The 15,348-nt window shown below is 59.6% G+C and carries 15 protein-coding genes and 1 tRNA gene; 12 read left to right on the top strand and 4 right to left on the bottom strand.

The window, feature by feature from the left end; translation table 11 throughout:
* The first annotated feature begins 44 nt into the window (after positions 1–44).
* Genes AC1RP7_RS18170 through AC1RP7_RS18160 form a run of 3 tightly spaced genes read left to right on the top strand, consistent with a single transcriptional unit; the run spans position 45 to position 3,223 of the window.
* Complete coding sequence (locus AC1RP7_RS18170; protein WP_007988088.1) at positions 45–1,454, top strand: circularly permuted type 2 ATP-grasp protein; 1,410 nt, start codon at positions 45–47, stop codon at positions 1,452–1,454.
* A 12-nt stretch (positions 1,455–1,466) separates the two neighbouring features.
* Complete coding sequence (locus AC1RP7_RS18165; RefSeq protein ID WP_057715736.1) at positions 1,467–2,417, top strand: alpha-E domain-containing protein; 951 nt, start codon at positions 1,467–1,469, stop codon at positions 2,415–2,417.
* Entirely contained in the window at positions 2,414–3,223 is an 810-nt protein-coding gene (locus tag AC1RP7_RS18160) for a transglutaminase family protein (protein WP_057715735.1), read from the top strand. The genes AC1RP7_RS18165 and AC1RP7_RS18160 overlap by 4 nt, the downstream gene beginning before the upstream one ends.
* Positions 3,224–3,258: 35 nt before the next feature.
* Here AC1RP7_RS18160 and AC1RP7_RS18155 read toward each other — a convergent pair whose 3' ends face one another.
* A complete protein-coding gene (locus tag AC1RP7_RS18155; protein ID WP_090454001.1) occupies positions 3,259–4,080 on the bottom strand; it encodes a c-type cytochrome in 822 nt (273 codons plus the stop codon).
* A 595-nt stretch (positions 4,081–4,675) separates the two neighbouring features.
* On the opposite strand from AC1RP7_RS18155, the gene AC1RP7_RS18150 reads away from it, so the two are divergent.
* From AC1RP7_RS18150 to AC1RP7_RS18140, 3 genes are all read left to right on the top strand, one after another.
* Complete coding sequence (locus AC1RP7_RS18150; protein WP_102672399.1) at positions 4,676–5,881, top strand: acetyl-CoA C-acetyltransferase; 1,206 nt, start codon at positions 4,676–4,678, stop codon at positions 5,879–5,881.
* A gap of 24 nt (positions 5,882–5,905) precedes the next feature.
* Entirely contained in the window at positions 5,906–8,050 is a 2,145-nt protein-coding gene (locus tag AC1RP7_RS18145) for a 3-hydroxyacyl-CoA dehydrogenase NAD-binding domain-containing protein (RefSeq protein WP_493181764.1), read from the top strand.
* A gap of 95 nt (positions 8,051–8,145) precedes the next feature.
* The gene (locus AC1RP7_RS18140; protein WP_102672401.1) at positions 8,146–8,868 is read left to right on the top strand and encodes an amidotransferase; all 723 of its coding nucleotides are present in this window, start codon (positions 8,146–8,148) and stop codon (positions 8,866–8,868) included.
* Between the two features lie 100 nt (positions 8,869–8,968).
* Here AC1RP7_RS18140 and AC1RP7_RS18135 read toward each other — a convergent pair whose 3' ends face one another.
* From AC1RP7_RS18135 to AC1RP7_RS18125, 3 genes are all read right to left on the bottom strand, one after another.
* Positions 8,969–9,940, bottom strand: a complete 972-nt coding sequence (locus tag AC1RP7_RS18135) for a magnesium and cobalt transport protein CorA (RefSeq protein WP_057715730.1) — start codon at positions 9,938–9,940, stop codon at positions 8,969–8,971.
* Between the two features lie 159 nt (positions 9,941–10,099).
* Positions 10,100–10,822 carry a lysophospholipid acyltransferase family protein gene (locus AC1RP7_RS18130; RefSeq protein ID WP_057715729.1) on the bottom strand — a complete coding sequence of 241 codons (723 nt, stop codon included), beginning with the start codon at positions 10,820–10,822 and terminating at the stop codon, positions 10,100–10,102.
* 214 nt (positions 10,823–11,036) lie between these two features.
* Positions 11,037–11,726: a crotonase/enoyl-CoA hydratase family protein gene (locus AC1RP7_RS18125; protein ID WP_493181766.1), complete on the bottom strand. Its 690-nt coding sequence runs from the start codon at positions 11,724–11,726 to the stop codon at positions 11,037–11,039.
* A gap of 308 nt (positions 11,727–12,034) precedes the next feature.
* On the opposite strand from AC1RP7_RS18125, the gene AC1RP7_RS18120 reads away from it, so the two are divergent.
* From AC1RP7_RS18120 to AC1RP7_RS18095, 6 genes are all read left to right on the top strand, one after another.
* Positions 12,035–12,124: transfer RNA gene (locus tag AC1RP7_RS18120), tRNA-Ser, on the top strand.
* A gap of 533 nt (positions 12,125–12,657) precedes the next feature.
* Positions 12,658–12,912, top strand: a complete 255-nt coding sequence (locus AC1RP7_RS18115) for a type II toxin-antitoxin system HicA family toxin (protein WP_218542839.1) — start codon at positions 12,658–12,660, stop codon at positions 12,910–12,912.
* Positions 12,909–13,241, top strand: coding sequence for a type II toxin-antitoxin system HicB family antitoxin (locus tag AC1RP7_RS18110; protein WP_150812359.1), 333 nt, complete (start codon positions 12,909–12,911; stop codon positions 13,239–13,241). Before AC1RP7_RS18115 ends, AC1RP7_RS18110 begins: the two co-directional genes overlap by 4 nt.
* Positions 13,242–13,300: 59 nt before the next feature.
* Positions 13,301–14,644, top strand: a complete 1,344-nt coding sequence (locus tag AC1RP7_RS18105) for a serine hydrolase domain-containing protein (RefSeq protein WP_493181767.1) — start codon at positions 13,301–13,303, stop codon at positions 14,642–14,644.
* On the top strand, positions 14,641–14,961 hold the full coding sequence (locus AC1RP7_RS18100) for a YbjQ family protein (RefSeq protein ID WP_493181769.1): 321 nt from the start codon (positions 14,641–14,643) through the stop codon (positions 14,959–14,961). Before AC1RP7_RS18105 ends, AC1RP7_RS18100 begins: the two co-directional genes overlap by 4 nt.
* A 146-nt stretch (positions 14,962–15,107) precedes the next feature.
* Positions 15,108–15,296: a hypothetical protein gene (locus AC1RP7_RS18095; RefSeq protein WP_032829518.1), complete on the top strand. Its 189-nt coding sequence runs from the start codon at positions 15,108–15,110 to the stop codon at positions 15,294–15,296.
* The last annotated feature ends 52 nt before the right edge of the window (positions 15,297–15,348 follow it).

Below are 15,348 nucleotides of genomic sequence, written 5' to 3'. Positions count from 1 at the left end.
GGGCCTTGCGAAGGTCTGGACGTCCGAGTGACAAGGAGTACGGCATGATCCGCACCTATTTTGATGAGATGTACGATGCCGGCGGCCAGGTCCGCCCGCATTATCGGGAGTTTGCCCGTTGGCTGGCCGAAACGCCTGACGAGCTTCTGGCACAACGGCGACGCGAGGCCGATCTGTTGTTTCATCGCGCCGGGATTACCTTCACGCTCTACGGGGACGAGCAGGGCACAGAGCGCCTGATCCCCTTCGACACCATTCCACGCAGCATCCCCGCCAGCGAGTGGCGGATTGTCGAGCGCGGCTGCATCCAGCGGGTCAAGGCGTTGAACATGTTCCTCGCCGACCTTTACCACGAGCAGCGCATCATCAAGGCCGGCATCATTCCGGCCGAGCAGGTGCTGGCCAACGAGCAGTACCAGTTGGCGATGCAGGGCCTGGACCTGCATCGCGATATCTATTCGCACATCTCCGGCGTCGACCTGGTGCGCGACGGCGACGGCACCTACTACGTGCTCGAAGACAATCTGCGTACGCCGAGCGGCGTCAGCTACATGCTCGAAGATCGCAAGATGATGATGCGTCTGTTTCCCGAGCTGTTCGCGGCGCAACGCATTGCCCCCATCGACCACTACCCGAACTTGCTGCTCGACACCCTGAAAAGTTCAAGCCCCATCGATAACCCGAGCGTGGTGGTGCTGACGCCGGGGCGCTTCAACAGTGCGTTCTTCGAACATGCGTTCCTGGCGCGGGAAATGGGCGTGGAACTGGTGGAGGGCGCGGACCTGTTCGTGCGTGACGACAAGGTCTACATGCGCACCACCGACGGGCCGAAAGCGGTCGACGTGATTTATCGTCGCCTCGACGACGCCTTCCTCGATCCCCTGGCCTTCAACCCGGAATCGATGCTCGGTGTGCCGGGGCTGCTGTCGTCCTACCGTTCCGGCAACGTGGTGCTGGCCAATGCCATTGGCACGGGGGTAGCGGACGACAAATCGGTGTATCCGTTCGTTACCGACATGATCCGTTTCTACCTCGATGAAGAACCGATCCTGAAGAACGTGCCGACCTGGCAATGCCGTAATCCGTCTGAGCTTTCCCACGTGCTGGCCAATCTTCCAGAACTGGTGGTCAAGGAAACCCAAGGCTCCGGCGGGTACGGAATGCTGGTGGGGCCGGCGGCGACGGCGGCGGAAATCGAAGCCTTCCGCGCGCGGATCATCGCCAAGCCCCATGCGTATATCGCGCAACCGACGCTGTCACTGTCGACCTGTCCGACCTTTGTCGAAAACGGCATTGCGCCACGCCATATCGACTTGCGACCGTTTGTCCTGTCGGGTCGTGAAACCCGGGTCGTGCCCGGCGGCTTGACCCGCGTCGCCCTGCGCGAGGGCTCACTGGTGGTCAATTCCTCCCAGGGCGGTGGAACCAAGGACACCTGGGTTGTCGAGGATTAAAGGAAGCCTGTCATGTTAAGTAGAACTGCCTCGGATTTGTATTGGATGTCGCGTTACCTGGAGCGGGCGGAAAACCTCGCCCGGATGCTCGACATCAGCTATTCGCTGTCGCTGATGCCGCAGGACGGTCGTGGCGACGGTTTGCACGAACTGGCCATGCCGCTGTTGATCACCGGCACCCTGGACGATTACCTGGAGCGCCATGGCGAACTGCATGCCGAACGGCTGCTGCATTTCTTCGCCCTGGATGCGGCCAACCCGGCGAGCATCTACAGTTGCCTCGGTGCGGCACGGGCCAGCGCCCATGCGGTGCGTGGGCGCATCACCGCCGACATGTGGGAAAACATCAACGCCACCTGGCTGGAAATTCGCGGCATCGCCGAACAGGGCCTCAGTCGCTACGGCATGAGCCGTTTCTGCGAGTGGATCAAGGAACGTTCCCACCTGTTCCGGGGTGCGTCCTACGGCACCATCATGCGTAACGATGCGTTTCGCTTCATTCGTCTGGGGACCTTTATCGAACGGGCGGACAACACCTTGCGTCTGCTCGATGCCCGCTACGAAATGGCCGGCGATCAGGCCGAAGCGGTCAGCGATGGCACCGCTCACGCGTATTACCAGTGGAGCGCGTTGTTGCGGGCGTTGTCGTCGTTCGAGGCCTACACGGAAATCTACCGCGACGCCCCCGGCGCCAGGCATGTGGCGGAGTTGCTGTTGCTGCGGGCCGATGTACCGCGATCCTTGCGCGCCTGCACCGAAGAAATCGACCAGATTCTCTCGCAATTGCCGGGGGCCAACGGTCGCCCGGCACAACGCCTGGCGGCAGAAATGGACGCACGCCTGCGCTACACCGGCATCCATGAAATTCTCGAAGAAGGCCTGCACGCCTGGCTGACCGAGTTCATCCCGCTGGTGCGCCAGTTGGGTAACGCGATTCACAGTTCTTATCTGGAGGCCGCATGAGACTTTCCATTAGCCACGAAACCACCTATCACTACGAAGACAAGGTGCGGGCGAGCATCCAGTATCTGCGCCTGACCCCCCACGACAGCGAGCGCCAGCACGTGCTCAGCTGGCAGCTCGACCTGCCGCGTCCGGTGCGGGCGCAACTCGATCCGTTCGGCAACATCCTGCATGTGCTGACCATGGACGAGCCCCATGAGGCGATCATCATCGGTGCCCGTGGCCAGGTCGATATCGACGAATTGCGTGAGGCCGAACACGAGAGCCAGTCGGCACTGCCGTTTCTGCGCTTCACCCGTTTGACCGAAGCCGACGCCGCCCTGCGTGCGTTCGCCGAGAAGGAATGCAGGCAACGTCGCGATCGCACGGCGCTGATCGATCTGATGCACGGCCTCAACCAGCATATGACCTACACACCGGGCTCCACGGAAGTGGACACCAGCGCGGCCCAGGCCTTTGCCGGACGGTCCGGCGTGTGCCAAGACCACACCCACGCGTTTCTCGCCTGCACCCGCAGCCTGGGCATTCCAGCGCGTTATGTGTCGGGCTATCTGTACAGCGAAAACAGCGAACACCTGGCCAGCCACGCCTGGGCCGAAGCCTGGCTGGATGACGCCTGGTACAGCTTCGACGTGACCAATGAGCTGGCCCGGCCGGAACGCCATCTGAAACTGGCGGTGGGCCTGGATTACCTGGATGCCTGCCCGGTGCGCGGGATGCGCCGGGGCGGCGGGTGTGAGCAGATGCACGCCAAGGTGCTGGTGTCACCGACGCCAGCGCCGGTGATTTCAGTGCAGCAGCAGTAGGCGCGATACCAAGGAACCTTGTGGGAGCGATGTTGTTACGGCTTAACCTTGCGCCCGACCATATGCTGCAAATACCCCACCAGGCTCTGCAGATCCCCATCCGGCAACACCTCGGCCGAGAACCCGGGCATCTTCGCTTGCGGCCACTGGCGCAAACTCTGTGGATCGCGGATGTAGCGCTTGAGGAAGTCCGCACCGAAATACTCGGTCGGGTTGTACGGAATATTCAGGTCCGGCCCGAATTGCGCGTCCCCGGCGCCATTGAGTCGATGACACGCCAGGCAGTTCTTCTGGAACAACGCAAATCCCTTGTTCACCGGATCATCCGCCTTCAATGCCGGATCGGGCAGCAGTGCGGGAAAGCGCTCGGCCACGGGTGCCAGGCGTTTGATGCTCGCCACCTGGAATGGCCATTGTTCTGGGCTGATGTTGCCGGCCTGCGGATTGCTCCAGACCAGATAGAACGGCCCGGCGCCCGGCTTGCCTTCGGATAGCGGTGGCCAGGGCTTGCTCGGGTCTTCAATCGCCAGCCACGCCTGTGCACCCTGGGTATTGAGCAACGGCGCGGCGGTCATTTCGGCGGCAAAACCATCCAGCGCAACGGCTTGCAGGTGGTCTTCAGGCTTGATGCCGGTCAGCAGTGCGGACAGCGGCACGGCGCGGTAGCTCATGTCCCGCTTGTAGGAAACGTCGTTGCTGATGTCGATGGTTTGAACCTGAGGATGCTTGAGCAATTGCTCGGTCTGCCAGGTGCGACTGTTCGCGCCCAGTTCCAGGTTCAGCTGTGCGGCATACAGGGGCGAGCCGAACAGCGTGGCCCCGAGCAGAATGAGCATTTTCAAGTGATCGCCGTCCATGTCGTGCAAGTGCCGCAAAGATTGGCACAGCCACGCTGGCCCGGGTAGCGGGCCAGTCACATTTTGAGAGTGGCAATTCAAAAACTGTGACGCCGTAGCTTTATAGACGCGACTAGCCGATGACCTTGGTCAGGTTCGGCAATATCAACAACAGCGTGGTGGCGAAAAGGATGAGCCCGGCTTGACGTACTTTCGATTGTTTGAACATGGCTTGACCGCCTTTTTTGTTATTTCCTGATGCCTGCCCGCATAGCATCCATGATGGCAGCGCGTTGCACTTCCTGTAGTGACGAGTGCCTCGGCAAAACCCGACGACAACTTCGTACATGTTCACCTTAGAGCCCGCGGTACGCTTGGCTTAGATCCATTTCGTATGGTGTTCTTCAAATTCGCGTTAAAAATGGCATGAGGCCTAGTGCCAGCTTCTTTGGCAGCCGTTGGCTAGACAGCTTGGTGTCCTGAACGGTAGCTGACTACCGTTCGTCTGAGCGTGAGCGTCAATGTCTGTGAGCGCTGCGGTCATTGAATCAAACGCGGCTCGGGCCAAGAGTGGGCACTCGGTATTTACCCACCTGCACTGCGGTTCGAGGACGTCATGACCCAAGCATTGATTTTCGACGCGTTACGCACGCCCCGTGGCAAAGGCAAGGCCGATGGCGCCTTGCACAGCGTCAAACCGGTGAACCTGGTGGCTGGTTTGCTCACCGCACTGCAACAGCGCACAGCGCTGGACACCAGCCAGGTCGATGATGTGGTGCTTGGCTGCGTAACCCCGATTGGTGATCAAGGTTCCGACATCGCCAAGACTGCCGCTCAGGTGGCCGATTGGGATGTCAGCGTGGCGGGAGTACAGATCAACCGGTTCTGTGCTTCGGGGCTGGAGGCCGTGAACCTCGGCGCGATGAAAGTGCGTTCCGGTTTCGAAGACCTGGTGGTGGTCGGTGGTGTCGAGTCGATGTCCAGGGTGCCGATGGGCAGCGATGGCGGGGCCTGGGCGCTGGACCCGGCGACCAACTTGCACAGTCACTTCACGCCACAGGGCGTGGGTGCCGACCTGATCGCCACCCTTGAAGGCTTCAGCCGTCAGGACGTCGATGCCTACGCCCTGCATTCCCAGCAAAAGGCTGCACGGGCGCGGGCCGACGGTTCGTTCAAAAAGTCGCTGGTGCCGGTGCAGGACCAGAACGGCATCATCCTGCTCGATCACGATGAGTTCATCCGCGCCGACTCGACCCTGGAAGGCCTGGGCAAGCTCAAGCCGAGTTTCGAGATGATGGGGCAGATGGGTTTCGATGCCACCGCGCTACGGGTCTACAGCCATGTCGAGCGGATCAACCATGTGCACACCCCCGGCAACAGCTCCGGGATTGTCGACGGCGCGGCGCTGATGCTCATCGGCTCCGAAGCCAAGGGCCGGGCGCTGGGCTTGCAGCCACGGGCGCGGATTGTCGCCACGGCGGTCACCAGCACCGATCCGACCATCATGCTCACCGGCCCCGCGCCGGCGACCCGCAAGGCGCTGGCCAAGGCCGGGCTGCGGGTCGAAGACATCGACCTGTTCGAGGTCAACGAGGCGTTCGCGTCGGTGGTGTTGAAATTCATCAAGGACATGGCCGTCGATCCGGACAAGGTCAATGTCAACGGCGGTTCAATCGCCATGGGCCACCCGCTGGGCGCCACTGGCTGCGCCATTCTCGGCACGCTGCTCGATGAGCTGGAAGCCCGGCGCCTGCGTTATGGCCTCGCGACCCTGTGTGTCGGCGGCGGCATGGGCATTGCCACCATCATCGAACGCCTCTGAGCCCGGACATCAAGGAACCCAGTTATGAGCGAAGCCATTCGTTACGAAAAAGACCAGGACCAGATCGTCGTCCTGACTATCGACATGCCGGGCCAGAGCGCCAACACCATGAACGCGGTGTACCGCGAAGCCATGGCGGACTGCGTTACGCGCCTGGTGGCCGACAAGGACAGCATCGCCGGTGTGATCATCACCTCGGCCAAGAAGACATTTTTCGCTGGCGGCGATCTCAACGAGCTGATCAAGGTTGGCAAACCCCAGGCCAAGGCCTTCTACGACATGGTGCTGAGCCTCAAGGGCCAGTTGCGCGCCCTGGAAACCCTCGGCAAGCCTGTGGTCGCGGCGATCAATGGCGCCGCACTGGGCGGCGGCTGGGAAATCTGCCTGGCCTGCCATCACCGCGTGGCGCTGGACCACCCGTCGGTGCAACTCGGCCTGCCGGAAGTCACCCTTGGCCTGCTGCCAGGCGGCGGAGGCGTGGTGCGCATGGTGCGCATGCTCGGCCTGGAAAAAGCCCTGCCTTATTTGCTTGAAGGCAAGAAAGTGCGGCCACCACAGGCATTGCAGGCAGGATTGATCGACGCGCTGGCGACCGATCACGAAGACTTGTTGGCCAAGGCGCGGACGTGGATTCTGGCCAATCCAGCGGCGGTGCAGCGCTGGGACGTGAAGGGCTACCAGATTCCGGGCGGCACACCGTCAAACCCGAAAGTTGCGCAGATGCTGGCGATTGCGCCGTCGATCCTGCGCAGTAAAACCCAGGGCACGATGCCCGCGCCGGAGAAAATCCTCTGCGCAGCGGTCGAGGGCGCCCAAGTGGACTTCGACACGGCGCACTTGATCGAAACCCGCTACTTCACCGAACTGACCACCGGCCAGGTCTCGAAAAACCTGATTGGCACGTTCTGGTTCCAGCTCAACGAAATCAATGCCGGCGGCTCGCGGCCTCAAGGCTTTGCACCTTATGTCACCCGCAAGGTCGGCGTGCTCGGCGCCGGGATGATGGGCGCCGGTATTGCGTTTGTCAGTGCGTCGGCGGGGATCGATGTGGTGCTCAAGGACATCAACCTCGCGGCGGCGCAGAAGGGCAAGGCGCATTCGGCGGCGCTGCTGGACAAGAAGGTTGCTCGCGGACAGATGAGCATCGAGCAACGCGACACCGTTCTGTCACGCATTCAAACCAGCGAAAGCGATGCCGACCTGGCCGGTTGCGACCTGATCATCGAGGCCGTGTTCGAGGATCGGGATTTGAAGGCCAAAGTCTCGTTGGCGGCGCAGAAGGTCGTCGGCGCGGACGCGGTGATCGCCTCCAACACCTCGACCTTGCCGATCAGCGGCCTGGCGTGTGCCGTGCCCGATCAGAGCAAGTTCATCGGCCTGCATTTTTTCAGCCCCGTGGAAAAAATGCCGCTGGTGGAAATCATCAAGGGCGCCAACACCAGCGATGAAACCCTGGCCCGCGGCTTCGATTACGTCCTGCAAATCAGGAAAACCCCGATTGTGGTCAATGACAGCCGCGGTTTCTTCACGTCGCGGGTGTTCGGCACCTTCACCAATGAAGGCATTGCCATGCTGGGTGAGGGCGTGAGCGCGGCGATGATCGAGACTGAAGCGCGCAAGGCCGGCATGCCGGTAGGACCGCTGGCGATCTCTGACGAAGTTTCCCTCAGCCTGATGAACCATATCCGCCTGCAAACGGCCAAGGACCTGCAAGCAGAAGGCAAACCGCTGACAGAACACCCGGCATTTACCGTGATTGACTTGTTGCTCAATGAGTTCAAGCGTCCGGGCAAGGCTGGCGGTGGAGGTTTCTACGAGTATCCGGCGGGCGGCCAGAAACACCTGTGGCCTGAGTTGAAAACCCGCTTCGAGAAAGCCGACGGGCAGATTTCGCCCAAGGACGTGCGTGATCGCCTGCTGTTCGTGCAAGCCATCGAAACCGTGCGCTGTGTGGAGGAGGGGGTGTTGACCTCGACGGCGGATGCCAACATTGGCTCGATCTTCGGCATCGGTTTCGCCGCCTGGACCGGCGGTGCGCTGCAGTTCATCAATCAGTACGGCGTGCAGGACTTTGTGGCCCGAGCCCAGTATCTGGCCACGCAGTATGGCGAGCGGTTCGCGCCTCCCGCCTTGCTGCTGGAGAAGGCCGCCAAAGGAGAGGCGTTCTAAGGGGGAGATGATGCATTTCGGGGCTTGCCTTGTCACAGCGTTTCAAGGCAGGCTCTGGGGTGTGCATTATTCCCATCACGTGTCAGGTATTTTTTATGTCGTTACGCATCTGCATTCTGGAAACCGACCACCTGCGTCCGGAATTGGTTGACCAATATCAGGGCTACGGGCAGATGTTCAAACACCTGTTTTCGCAGCAGCCGATTGCCGCCGAGTTCACCGTCTACAACGTGGTGCAGGGTGAGTACCCAAGCGACGACCTGACGTTCGACGCCTACCTGGTGACGGGCAGCAAGGCCGACTCTTTCGGCACCGACCCGTGGATCGAAACCCTCAAGAAATATCTGCTGACCCGCTACGAGCGCGGCGACAAGTTGCTGGGTGTCTGCTTCGGTCATCAGTTGCTGGCGTTGCTGCTCGGTGGCAAGAGCGAGCGTGCGACCCAGGGCTGGGGCGTCGGCACCCACAATTACAAATTGGCCGCCAAGGCGCCGTGGATGAACCCGGTGCGCGAGGAGCTGACGTTGCTGATCAGCCACCAGGATCAGGTCACGTCGCTGCCGGAGAACGCCACGGTCATCGCTTCCAGCGACTTCTGCCCGTTTGCCGCCTACCACATCAACGACCAGGTGCTGTGCTTCCAGGGGCATCCGGAATTCATCCACGACTACTCCCGTGCACTGCTGGATATTCGCCAACAGGCACTGGGCGAGCAGGTCTACTCCAAAGGTATCGCGAGCCTGGAACAGGAACACCACGGCACCACGGTTGCCGAGTGGATGATGCGGTTTGTCGCGCACAAGCCAACAGCTGTTTAAAACCTGTAGGAGCTAGCCCTGCTCGCGATGGTCGTGAACGATAACGCGCCAAACCTGACAGCCCGCGGTGCTCTCAGGTTTTTCGCGAGCAGGCTCGCTCCTACAGCCACCCCGATTTCTTGAAGCTCGCCCACAACCCCAGACAACCCACCGTAATAAACCCCAGCACCCCGAAATACCCGTAGTGCCAGCCCAACTCCGGCATGTTCTGGAAATTCATCCCGTAGATCCCCGCCACCGCCGTCGGGAAGGCCAGGATCGCCGCCCAGGCCGCAAACTTGCGTTGCACCACGCTCTGGCGTGAGGCCTCCAGCAGCACCCCGACCTCAATCGTCTGGCTGGCAATATCCGCCAGCGTCGTCAGGTCTTCCATCTGCCGCGTTACATGAATCTGCACATCGCGAAAGTACGGGCGCATGTTCTTGTCGATGAACGGGAAGCTCAGCCTCTGCAATTCCTCCCCGATCTCAATCATCGGTGCCACATAACGACGCAAGCGCAAAACATCACGACGCAGGCCATGTAGCTTCTGGATGTCGTAGTCATTGAGCGAGCCGCACAACACGTTGCGTTCCAACTCATCGATTTCCCCGTGAATGGCTTCGCCCATCGGCTGGTAGTTTTCGATCACGAAATCGAGGATGGCATAGAGTACGAAATCTTCCCCGTGCTCAAGCAATAGCGGACGCGCCTCACAGCGCTGTCGGACATGGGCGTAGGACGCGGAGTGACCGTTGCGCGCAGTAATGATGTAGCCATTGCCGGCAAAGATATGCGTCTCGATGAACTCGAGTTTGCCCTCATGGCGGATGGGCGAATACGTCACGATGAACAGCGCATCGCCGAAGGTTTCCAGCTTCGGTCGGCTGTGCTTTTCCAGGGCGTCTTCGATGGCCAGTTCGTGCAGGTTGAACTGGCGTTGCAGGTTGTAGAGCTCCTCGGCGTTCGGCTCTTCGAGGCCGATCCAGACAAAGTGCCCGGGCTTTGCAGCCCAGGCTGCGCCTTCGTCAAGGCTGATATCAGTGACTCTCTTACCGGCGCTATAAACCGCAGCAGCAACAACTCTACCCATGATGGTGGTTCACTTCTTTTGGCAGCTTTCAATTGGCAACGAATGCATTGGCAGTGTGGCTCAGCTTAGCCTTGCAGTGTTTGAGAGTCAGTTAAATCTGCCGAGTTCTGGGCAAAGACGCACAGGCAAAAGAAAACCCGCACCAGGCGGGGTTCTTTTTCAGGCGGCTTGCAGTTGCCGGTCCATCGATTCGATGCATTCACGCATCTGCTCGCGGCACTGGGCGATCAGCAGGGGCATGTCGTCCAGGCTCAATCCAGCGGTGGGAATCGCCGGCAACGAGCGAATCAGGATTTTCCCGCTGCGCCAGCGGTTCAACCGCATGTGTTTGACGTAACTGCTGACGCACACCGGGACAATCGGCACCCCGGCGGCAATGGCCATCTGAAAGGCGCCTTTCTTGAAGGGCAGCAAGTCCTCACCCAGGTTGCGCGTGCCTTCCGGGAAAACCCAGATCGAGGTGTCTTTGTTTTGCAGGGTGTGGGTGGTGGTCAACATCGACTTGCGTGCCTTTTGTGCATTGCCACGGTCGATCAGCACATTGCCGGCCAGCCAGAACAACTGCCCGAACAGCGGCACCCACTTCAGGCTCTTTTTGCCGATGCACACGGTACGACGGGGCACCACGTTGCCAAACACAAACAGGTCATAGTTGGACTGGTGATTGGCGATGATCACGCAGCTGTCGGGTTTATCCATCAACGGCCCGACTTCGGCCTTCACTCGCAAACGCAAAATGCACATGGCCGGCCATGCGTACAGGCGTGCGCACAGGCGGCTGTTGTCCGGATTGAACGGCCGGCACAGGCCGAGCATCACCCCCAGCACACCCGCCACGATAAAGTGCAGGCCCATCAATGACATACGGCACAAAAACAGCATTTACAGGCCCCACCGGGACAAAAGGTGGCGCAGTGTACGGATGTGCACTGTTTTCGGCAATTGCTCCCAGGGAAGTGGGAGATGGAGGATGTTTGAGCTGATGTTTCCGACTGTTTGGTCAGATGCAGCCTAGAGCGGTCACAGACGTTTAACACAGACATGTATGAAAAAGCCCGACACGACGGTCGGGCTTTTCGTTGCAGCAGATCCGGGCTTAGCCCAAATGCTCCTGATCCTGGATGATCGCGTTGTCCAGGGCCTCCAGCAGCGCTTTGCGCACTTTCAATTTGGTGTTCTTGTGCGCGGTCATGTTGATCTTCTTCAACTGACGAGCCACCGCCAGTGCCGCGCCTTGCAGTTCTTCAGGCGAGACCACGACATCGAGGAAGCCGGCCGCCACGGCGCCTTGTGGATTGAACATCTCGCCGTTGACCACCGAACGCTGCAACGCCACTTTGTTCAGGCGGTCACGGGCAATCTCGATGCCCGCGTGGTGCATGGTCATGCCGATCTGCACTTCGTTCAGGCCAATGCTGAACGCACCTTCAACGCCGATGCGATAGTCAGCCGACAACAGCAGGAACGCGCCCTTGGCCACCGCATGCCCCGGGCACGCCACGATCACCGGGAAGGGGTGCGACAGCAGGCGGCGGGCCAGGGTCGAGCCGGCGGTCACCAGCGCCACGGCTTCTCTAGGACCGGCCGTCATCACCTTCAGGTCATAACCGCCAGAGAGAATGCCCGGCTGGCCGGTAATGATCACCACCGCACGATCAGCCACTGCCCGATCCAGCGCAGCGTTGAACTCGGCAATCACATCCGGGGAGATGGCATTGACCTTGCCATTGCTCAGGGTCAGGGTCGCGATACCGTCTTCGAGATGGTAGGAAATCAACTCACTCATGACGCTATTCCTTTCAATAAAGTTGGGCAGACGTTACCCACCGCCGCAAGCCAGGTAAAGCGCCGTGACTGACCCGCCAGTCACCCTTTGCCCGCCCGTCAGGCACAGCCCGCCGTGCCTGCTGCGCATTCCCCTCTATATAGAAGAGGGCACGAAGCCGGAGATTGGCCGGTTTGCCATGGCCGGGAGCGACCGGAAACGCTGAATCGCGTTAACCGCATGAAAATTCTGAAAAAAATGTTTGCCATCGGAAAAGCTTTCGACTACATTAGCGCGCCTCGACAGACAGAACATGTTTGAAGAGATACGGTGAAGTGTCCGAGTGGCTTAAGGAGCACGCCTGGAAAGTGTGTATACAGGAAACTGTATCGAGAGTTCGAATCTCTCCTTCACCGCCACATTCTGCAAACACAAACCCCTGATTTTCCTAGAGAAAGTCGGGGGTTTGTGGTTTTTGGCGTCTGAAAAAGGGCCGTATGTGAACAAAGTGGGAACGCAGATGATTTATGGGGTGTTCTAGCTCGCACGATATGAGTGAGAGCATCAGACAAGTACCTATCTCGCTAATGCCTGCTTTCGGTCAACCGTCTCCTTTCGTGCGAAGTGATTATAAAAATGCAGTCTTCTTAGGGAGTATCTATACAGATCCACTTAAGGGTGTCCCGCCCAGGTTAAGACCAGCAAGGTAGTGGCCAGCTAAAAACGCAGCAAGCGTAAGGCTTTACGCAACTCTCGGAAATTGCCTACAACCCCGGCGAGAGTCACCCCGATATCCTGCCTGCCTTGCAAAACAAACGCTTCCACACGAAAAACGCCGCTTTCCTGTTCTGGATAAGCGGCGTTTTTTTAAGCACGCGTTAGAGGCTTCTCCCACGCATCAGCGATGTCATTCGCGGTTGCTAAACCTTGTGCGGTATCATGATATAATACCATGAATAATAAACAGCTCAGCACCCTCAAAACCGTATTTTCAAGACCAGCCCCGGCCACCATGGAGTGGTCACGCATCGAATCTTTGTTCGGCGCTGCAGGGGCAAGAACCATCGAAGGCAATGGATCGCGAGTACGTTTTGAACTGAATGGCGTGGTGGCCACTTTTCATCGGCCCCACCCCGACAAAGAAGCCAAGCCCTACCAGGTGCGTGACGCCCGGGCTTTCCTTGAGCAAGCAGGAGTTACCCCGTGAACGTAATGAACTACAACGGCTACTCAGCCCGAATCGAGTACAGCGACGAAGACGGCCTGTTCGTCGGCCACATTGCGGGCATCAAGGATGTTGTCGGGTTTCACGGCGAGTCAGTCAAAGAACTTCGCACCGCATTCGAAGAGGCCGTCACCGATTATCTGGAGACTTGCGCCAAACTCGGCCGCACCCCACAGAAGCCTTATTCAGGCCATCTCAGTCTGCGCCTGGCCCCAGCCCTTCACGCGACGGTAGCTGTGAAAGCTCAGTTAGCCCACAAAAGTATCAATCAGTGGGTTGCTGATGTTCTTGATCGCGAGGCGCATGCTTAAGCAGTGAATAAGCCGATCCGGCTGTAGACTGCTCAAACTCTTCGAACGGAATCGACATCATGCTCTATCCTCGCGCCAGTTTTCGCGGCGCAGCCAAGCTCATCGCGGCTGTGTCGATAGTTGTCGCGTCATCACTGGCCCTCGCATCCGCCCCTGCGACTTTTCCCGACGCCCAAGCCAGTGACCCGGCCAAACTTGGCTGGATGGTCGGTTCGCCACCCTCCGCTGATCGCACCGTGCGTTTTGAAGACGGCAGCTATTTCCAGTTCCCGGCAATGCGCTGGAGTGTTTCGAATTTCCGGCAACTGATGCCGACGATCAACGTTTCACGCGGCCTGGGTGCTCCGGTTCCACTGGAGACAGTGCTACGCAAAGATATCGACGGGATCAGTTTTGTCCCGCTTGGCTCCAGGGCGCCTATGACCTGGGAGCAATCCCTCGCGGCCACGTACACCGATGGCATTGTGGTGATGCACCGCGGGAAAGTTGTCTACGAACGTTACTTCGGCGTGTTGAAGCCGGACGGCCAGCACGCCGCAATGTCAGTGACCAAGTCCCTGGTCGGCACGCTGGGTGCCATGTTGGTGGCGCAGGGGCGCATCGATGCTGACAAGCGGGTTGCCGAATATGTACCGGAACTGGCGGATTCTGCGTTTGGCAGCGCCACGGTACGGCAGGTGCTCGACATGACCACGGGCCTCAAATACAGCGAGGACTACGCGGACCCGGATGCCGAAGTCTGGGCCCATGCCCGGGCAGGCAACCCGTTGCCCAAACCCAAGGGTTATGAGGGACCGCGCAGTTACTACGAGTTTTTGCAGACGGTGCAACCGCAAGGCGAGCACGGCAAAGCGTTTGCCTACAAAACCGTCAACACCGACGTGTTGGGCTGGGTCATTGCCCGCGCCACCGGCCGCAATGTTGCGCAACTGCTGTCGGAGAACATCTGGAGCCGGTTGGGTGCCGAGCAGGACGGCTATTTCACAGTGGACTCCATCGGCACGCCGTTCGCCGGTGGTGGCCTGAATACGGGGTTGCGGGATCTGGCGCGTTTTGGCGAGATGCTGCGTAACGGCGGTCGGTTCAACGGCCACCAGATAGTGCCAGAGGCAGTGATCGACGATATCCGTGGCGGCGGCGATAAGCAGGCTTTCGCCAAGGCGGGTTACACATTGCTCAAAGACTGGAGTTACCGGTCGATGTGGTGGGTGACGAGCAAGGAAGGCGGGGCATTCATGGCGCGTGGGGTCCATGGGCAGCGCATTTATGTCGACCCGAAGGCCGAGATGGTCATCGTCCGCTACGCATCCCATCCGGTGGCCAACAACTCGGCCAATGATCCCGTCACTTTGCCGGCGTTTGACGCGTTGGCTGACTATCTGAACAGGAAGGAACACCCATGATCATCACCACGACCCAGTCCATCGAAGGCCGGCAAATTACCGCCTACCTGGACATCGTCAGCGCCGAGTCGGTGCAAGGGATCAACGTTGTCCGCGACGTGTTTGCCGGGATGCGCGACTTTTTCGGCGGGCGTTCCCAGACACTGGAGCGAGCGTTGAAGGAAGCACGCATTCAGGCCACCGATGAGATCAAGGAGCGGGCTCAGGTGCTTCAGGCAGACGCGGTGGTCGGGCTTGATTATGAGATCAGCATGCCGGCCGGAAAGGGAGGGATGGTAGTGGTGTTTGTGACCGGGACTGCGGTCAAGTTGAGGTAAAAGGTGAGAAGCCATTCGTCGGTCACGGGGAAATCCGAACGGCAGGTCCGTTAGTGACCGTCTAGTCTCAAAAACCTTGGCGATCGATATTCTTTCAGGCAAAGGGCTTGCCGATGTCGATCGCGCTTTTTGAAAGGGGTGGAGAGATGGCTGATCCGTATATCGAGGACGATGGCGCAGAGTTTCCGATCAACAACTCCGTGCGGTGTGGTCAGACCCAGTATGTGGCCAGTTTTGGCGAGGACCAGACTGAGGTCGACAAGATCAAGACCAGGGCGTGCCGGGTACTGAAGGGCAAATTTTTACCCAAGGTGACAGCGCCGGTCAGGAAGTAATCGAACGTCAGGCAGACCCCGTCATAGAGCGGGGTTTTTCATGCCTGAAAAA

The sequence above is a fragment of the Pseudomonas sp. GW822-FHT01E03 genome (assembly GCF_058802985.1).
Note: the sequence above shows the minus strand (reverse complement) of the source record. Positions and strands in the feature narration are given on the sequence as shown.

Excerpts from the sequence above, each read along its gene's own strand:
- AC1RP7_RS18170 (WP_007988088.1), top strand. The coding sequence starts at position 45 with ATGATCCGCACCTATTTTGATGAGATGTACGATGCCGGCGGCCAGGTC.
- AC1RP7_RS18165 (WP_057715736.1), top strand. The coding sequence starts at position 1,467 with ATGTTAAGTAGAACTGCCTCGGATTTGTATTGGATGTCGCGTTACCTG.
- AC1RP7_RS18160 (WP_057715735.1), top strand. The coding sequence starts at position 2,414 with ATGAGACTTTCCATTAGCCACGAAACCACCTATCACTACGAAGACAAG.
- AC1RP7_RS18155 (WP_090454001.1), bottom strand. The coding sequence starts at position 4,080 with ATGGACGGCGATCACTTGAAAATGCTCATTCTGCTCGGGGCCACGCTG.
- AC1RP7_RS18150 (WP_102672399.1), top strand. The coding sequence starts at position 4,676 with ATGACCCAAGCATTGATTTTCGACGCGTTACGCACGCCCCGTGGCAAA.
- AC1RP7_RS18145 (WP_493181764.1), top strand. The coding sequence starts at position 5,906 with ATGAGCGAAGCCATTCGTTACGAAAAAGACCAGGACCAGATCGTCGTC.
- AC1RP7_RS18140 (WP_102672401.1), top strand. The coding sequence starts at position 8,146 with ATGTCGTTACGCATCTGCATTCTGGAAACCGACCACCTGCGTCCGGAA.
- AC1RP7_RS18135 (WP_057715730.1), bottom strand. The coding sequence starts at position 9,940 with ATGGGTAGAGTTGTTGCTGCTGCGGTTTATAGCGCCGGTAAGAGAGTC.
- AC1RP7_RS18130 (WP_057715729.1), bottom strand. The coding sequence starts at position 10,822 with ATGCTGTTTTTGTGCCGTATGTCATTGATGGGCCTGCACTTTATCGTG.
- AC1RP7_RS18125 (WP_493181766.1), bottom strand. The coding sequence starts at position 11,726 with ATGAGTGAGTTGATTTCCTACCATCTCGAAGACGGTATCGCGACCCTG.
- AC1RP7_RS18115 (WP_218542839.1), top strand. The coding sequence starts at position 12,658 with ATGAATAATAAACAGCTCAGCACCCTCAAAACCGTATTTTCAAGACCA.
- AC1RP7_RS18105 (WP_493181767.1), top strand. The coding sequence starts at position 13,301 with ATGCTCTATCCTCGCGCCAGTTTTCGCGGCGCAGCCAAGCTCATCGCG.
- AC1RP7_RS18100 (WP_493181769.1), top strand. The coding sequence starts at position 14,641 with ATGATCATCACCACGACCCAGTCCATCGAAGGCCGGCAAATTACCGCC.
- AC1RP7_RS18095 (WP_032829518.1), top strand. The coding sequence starts at position 15,108 with ATGGCTGATCCGTATATCGAGGACGATGGCGCAGAGTTTCCGATCAAC.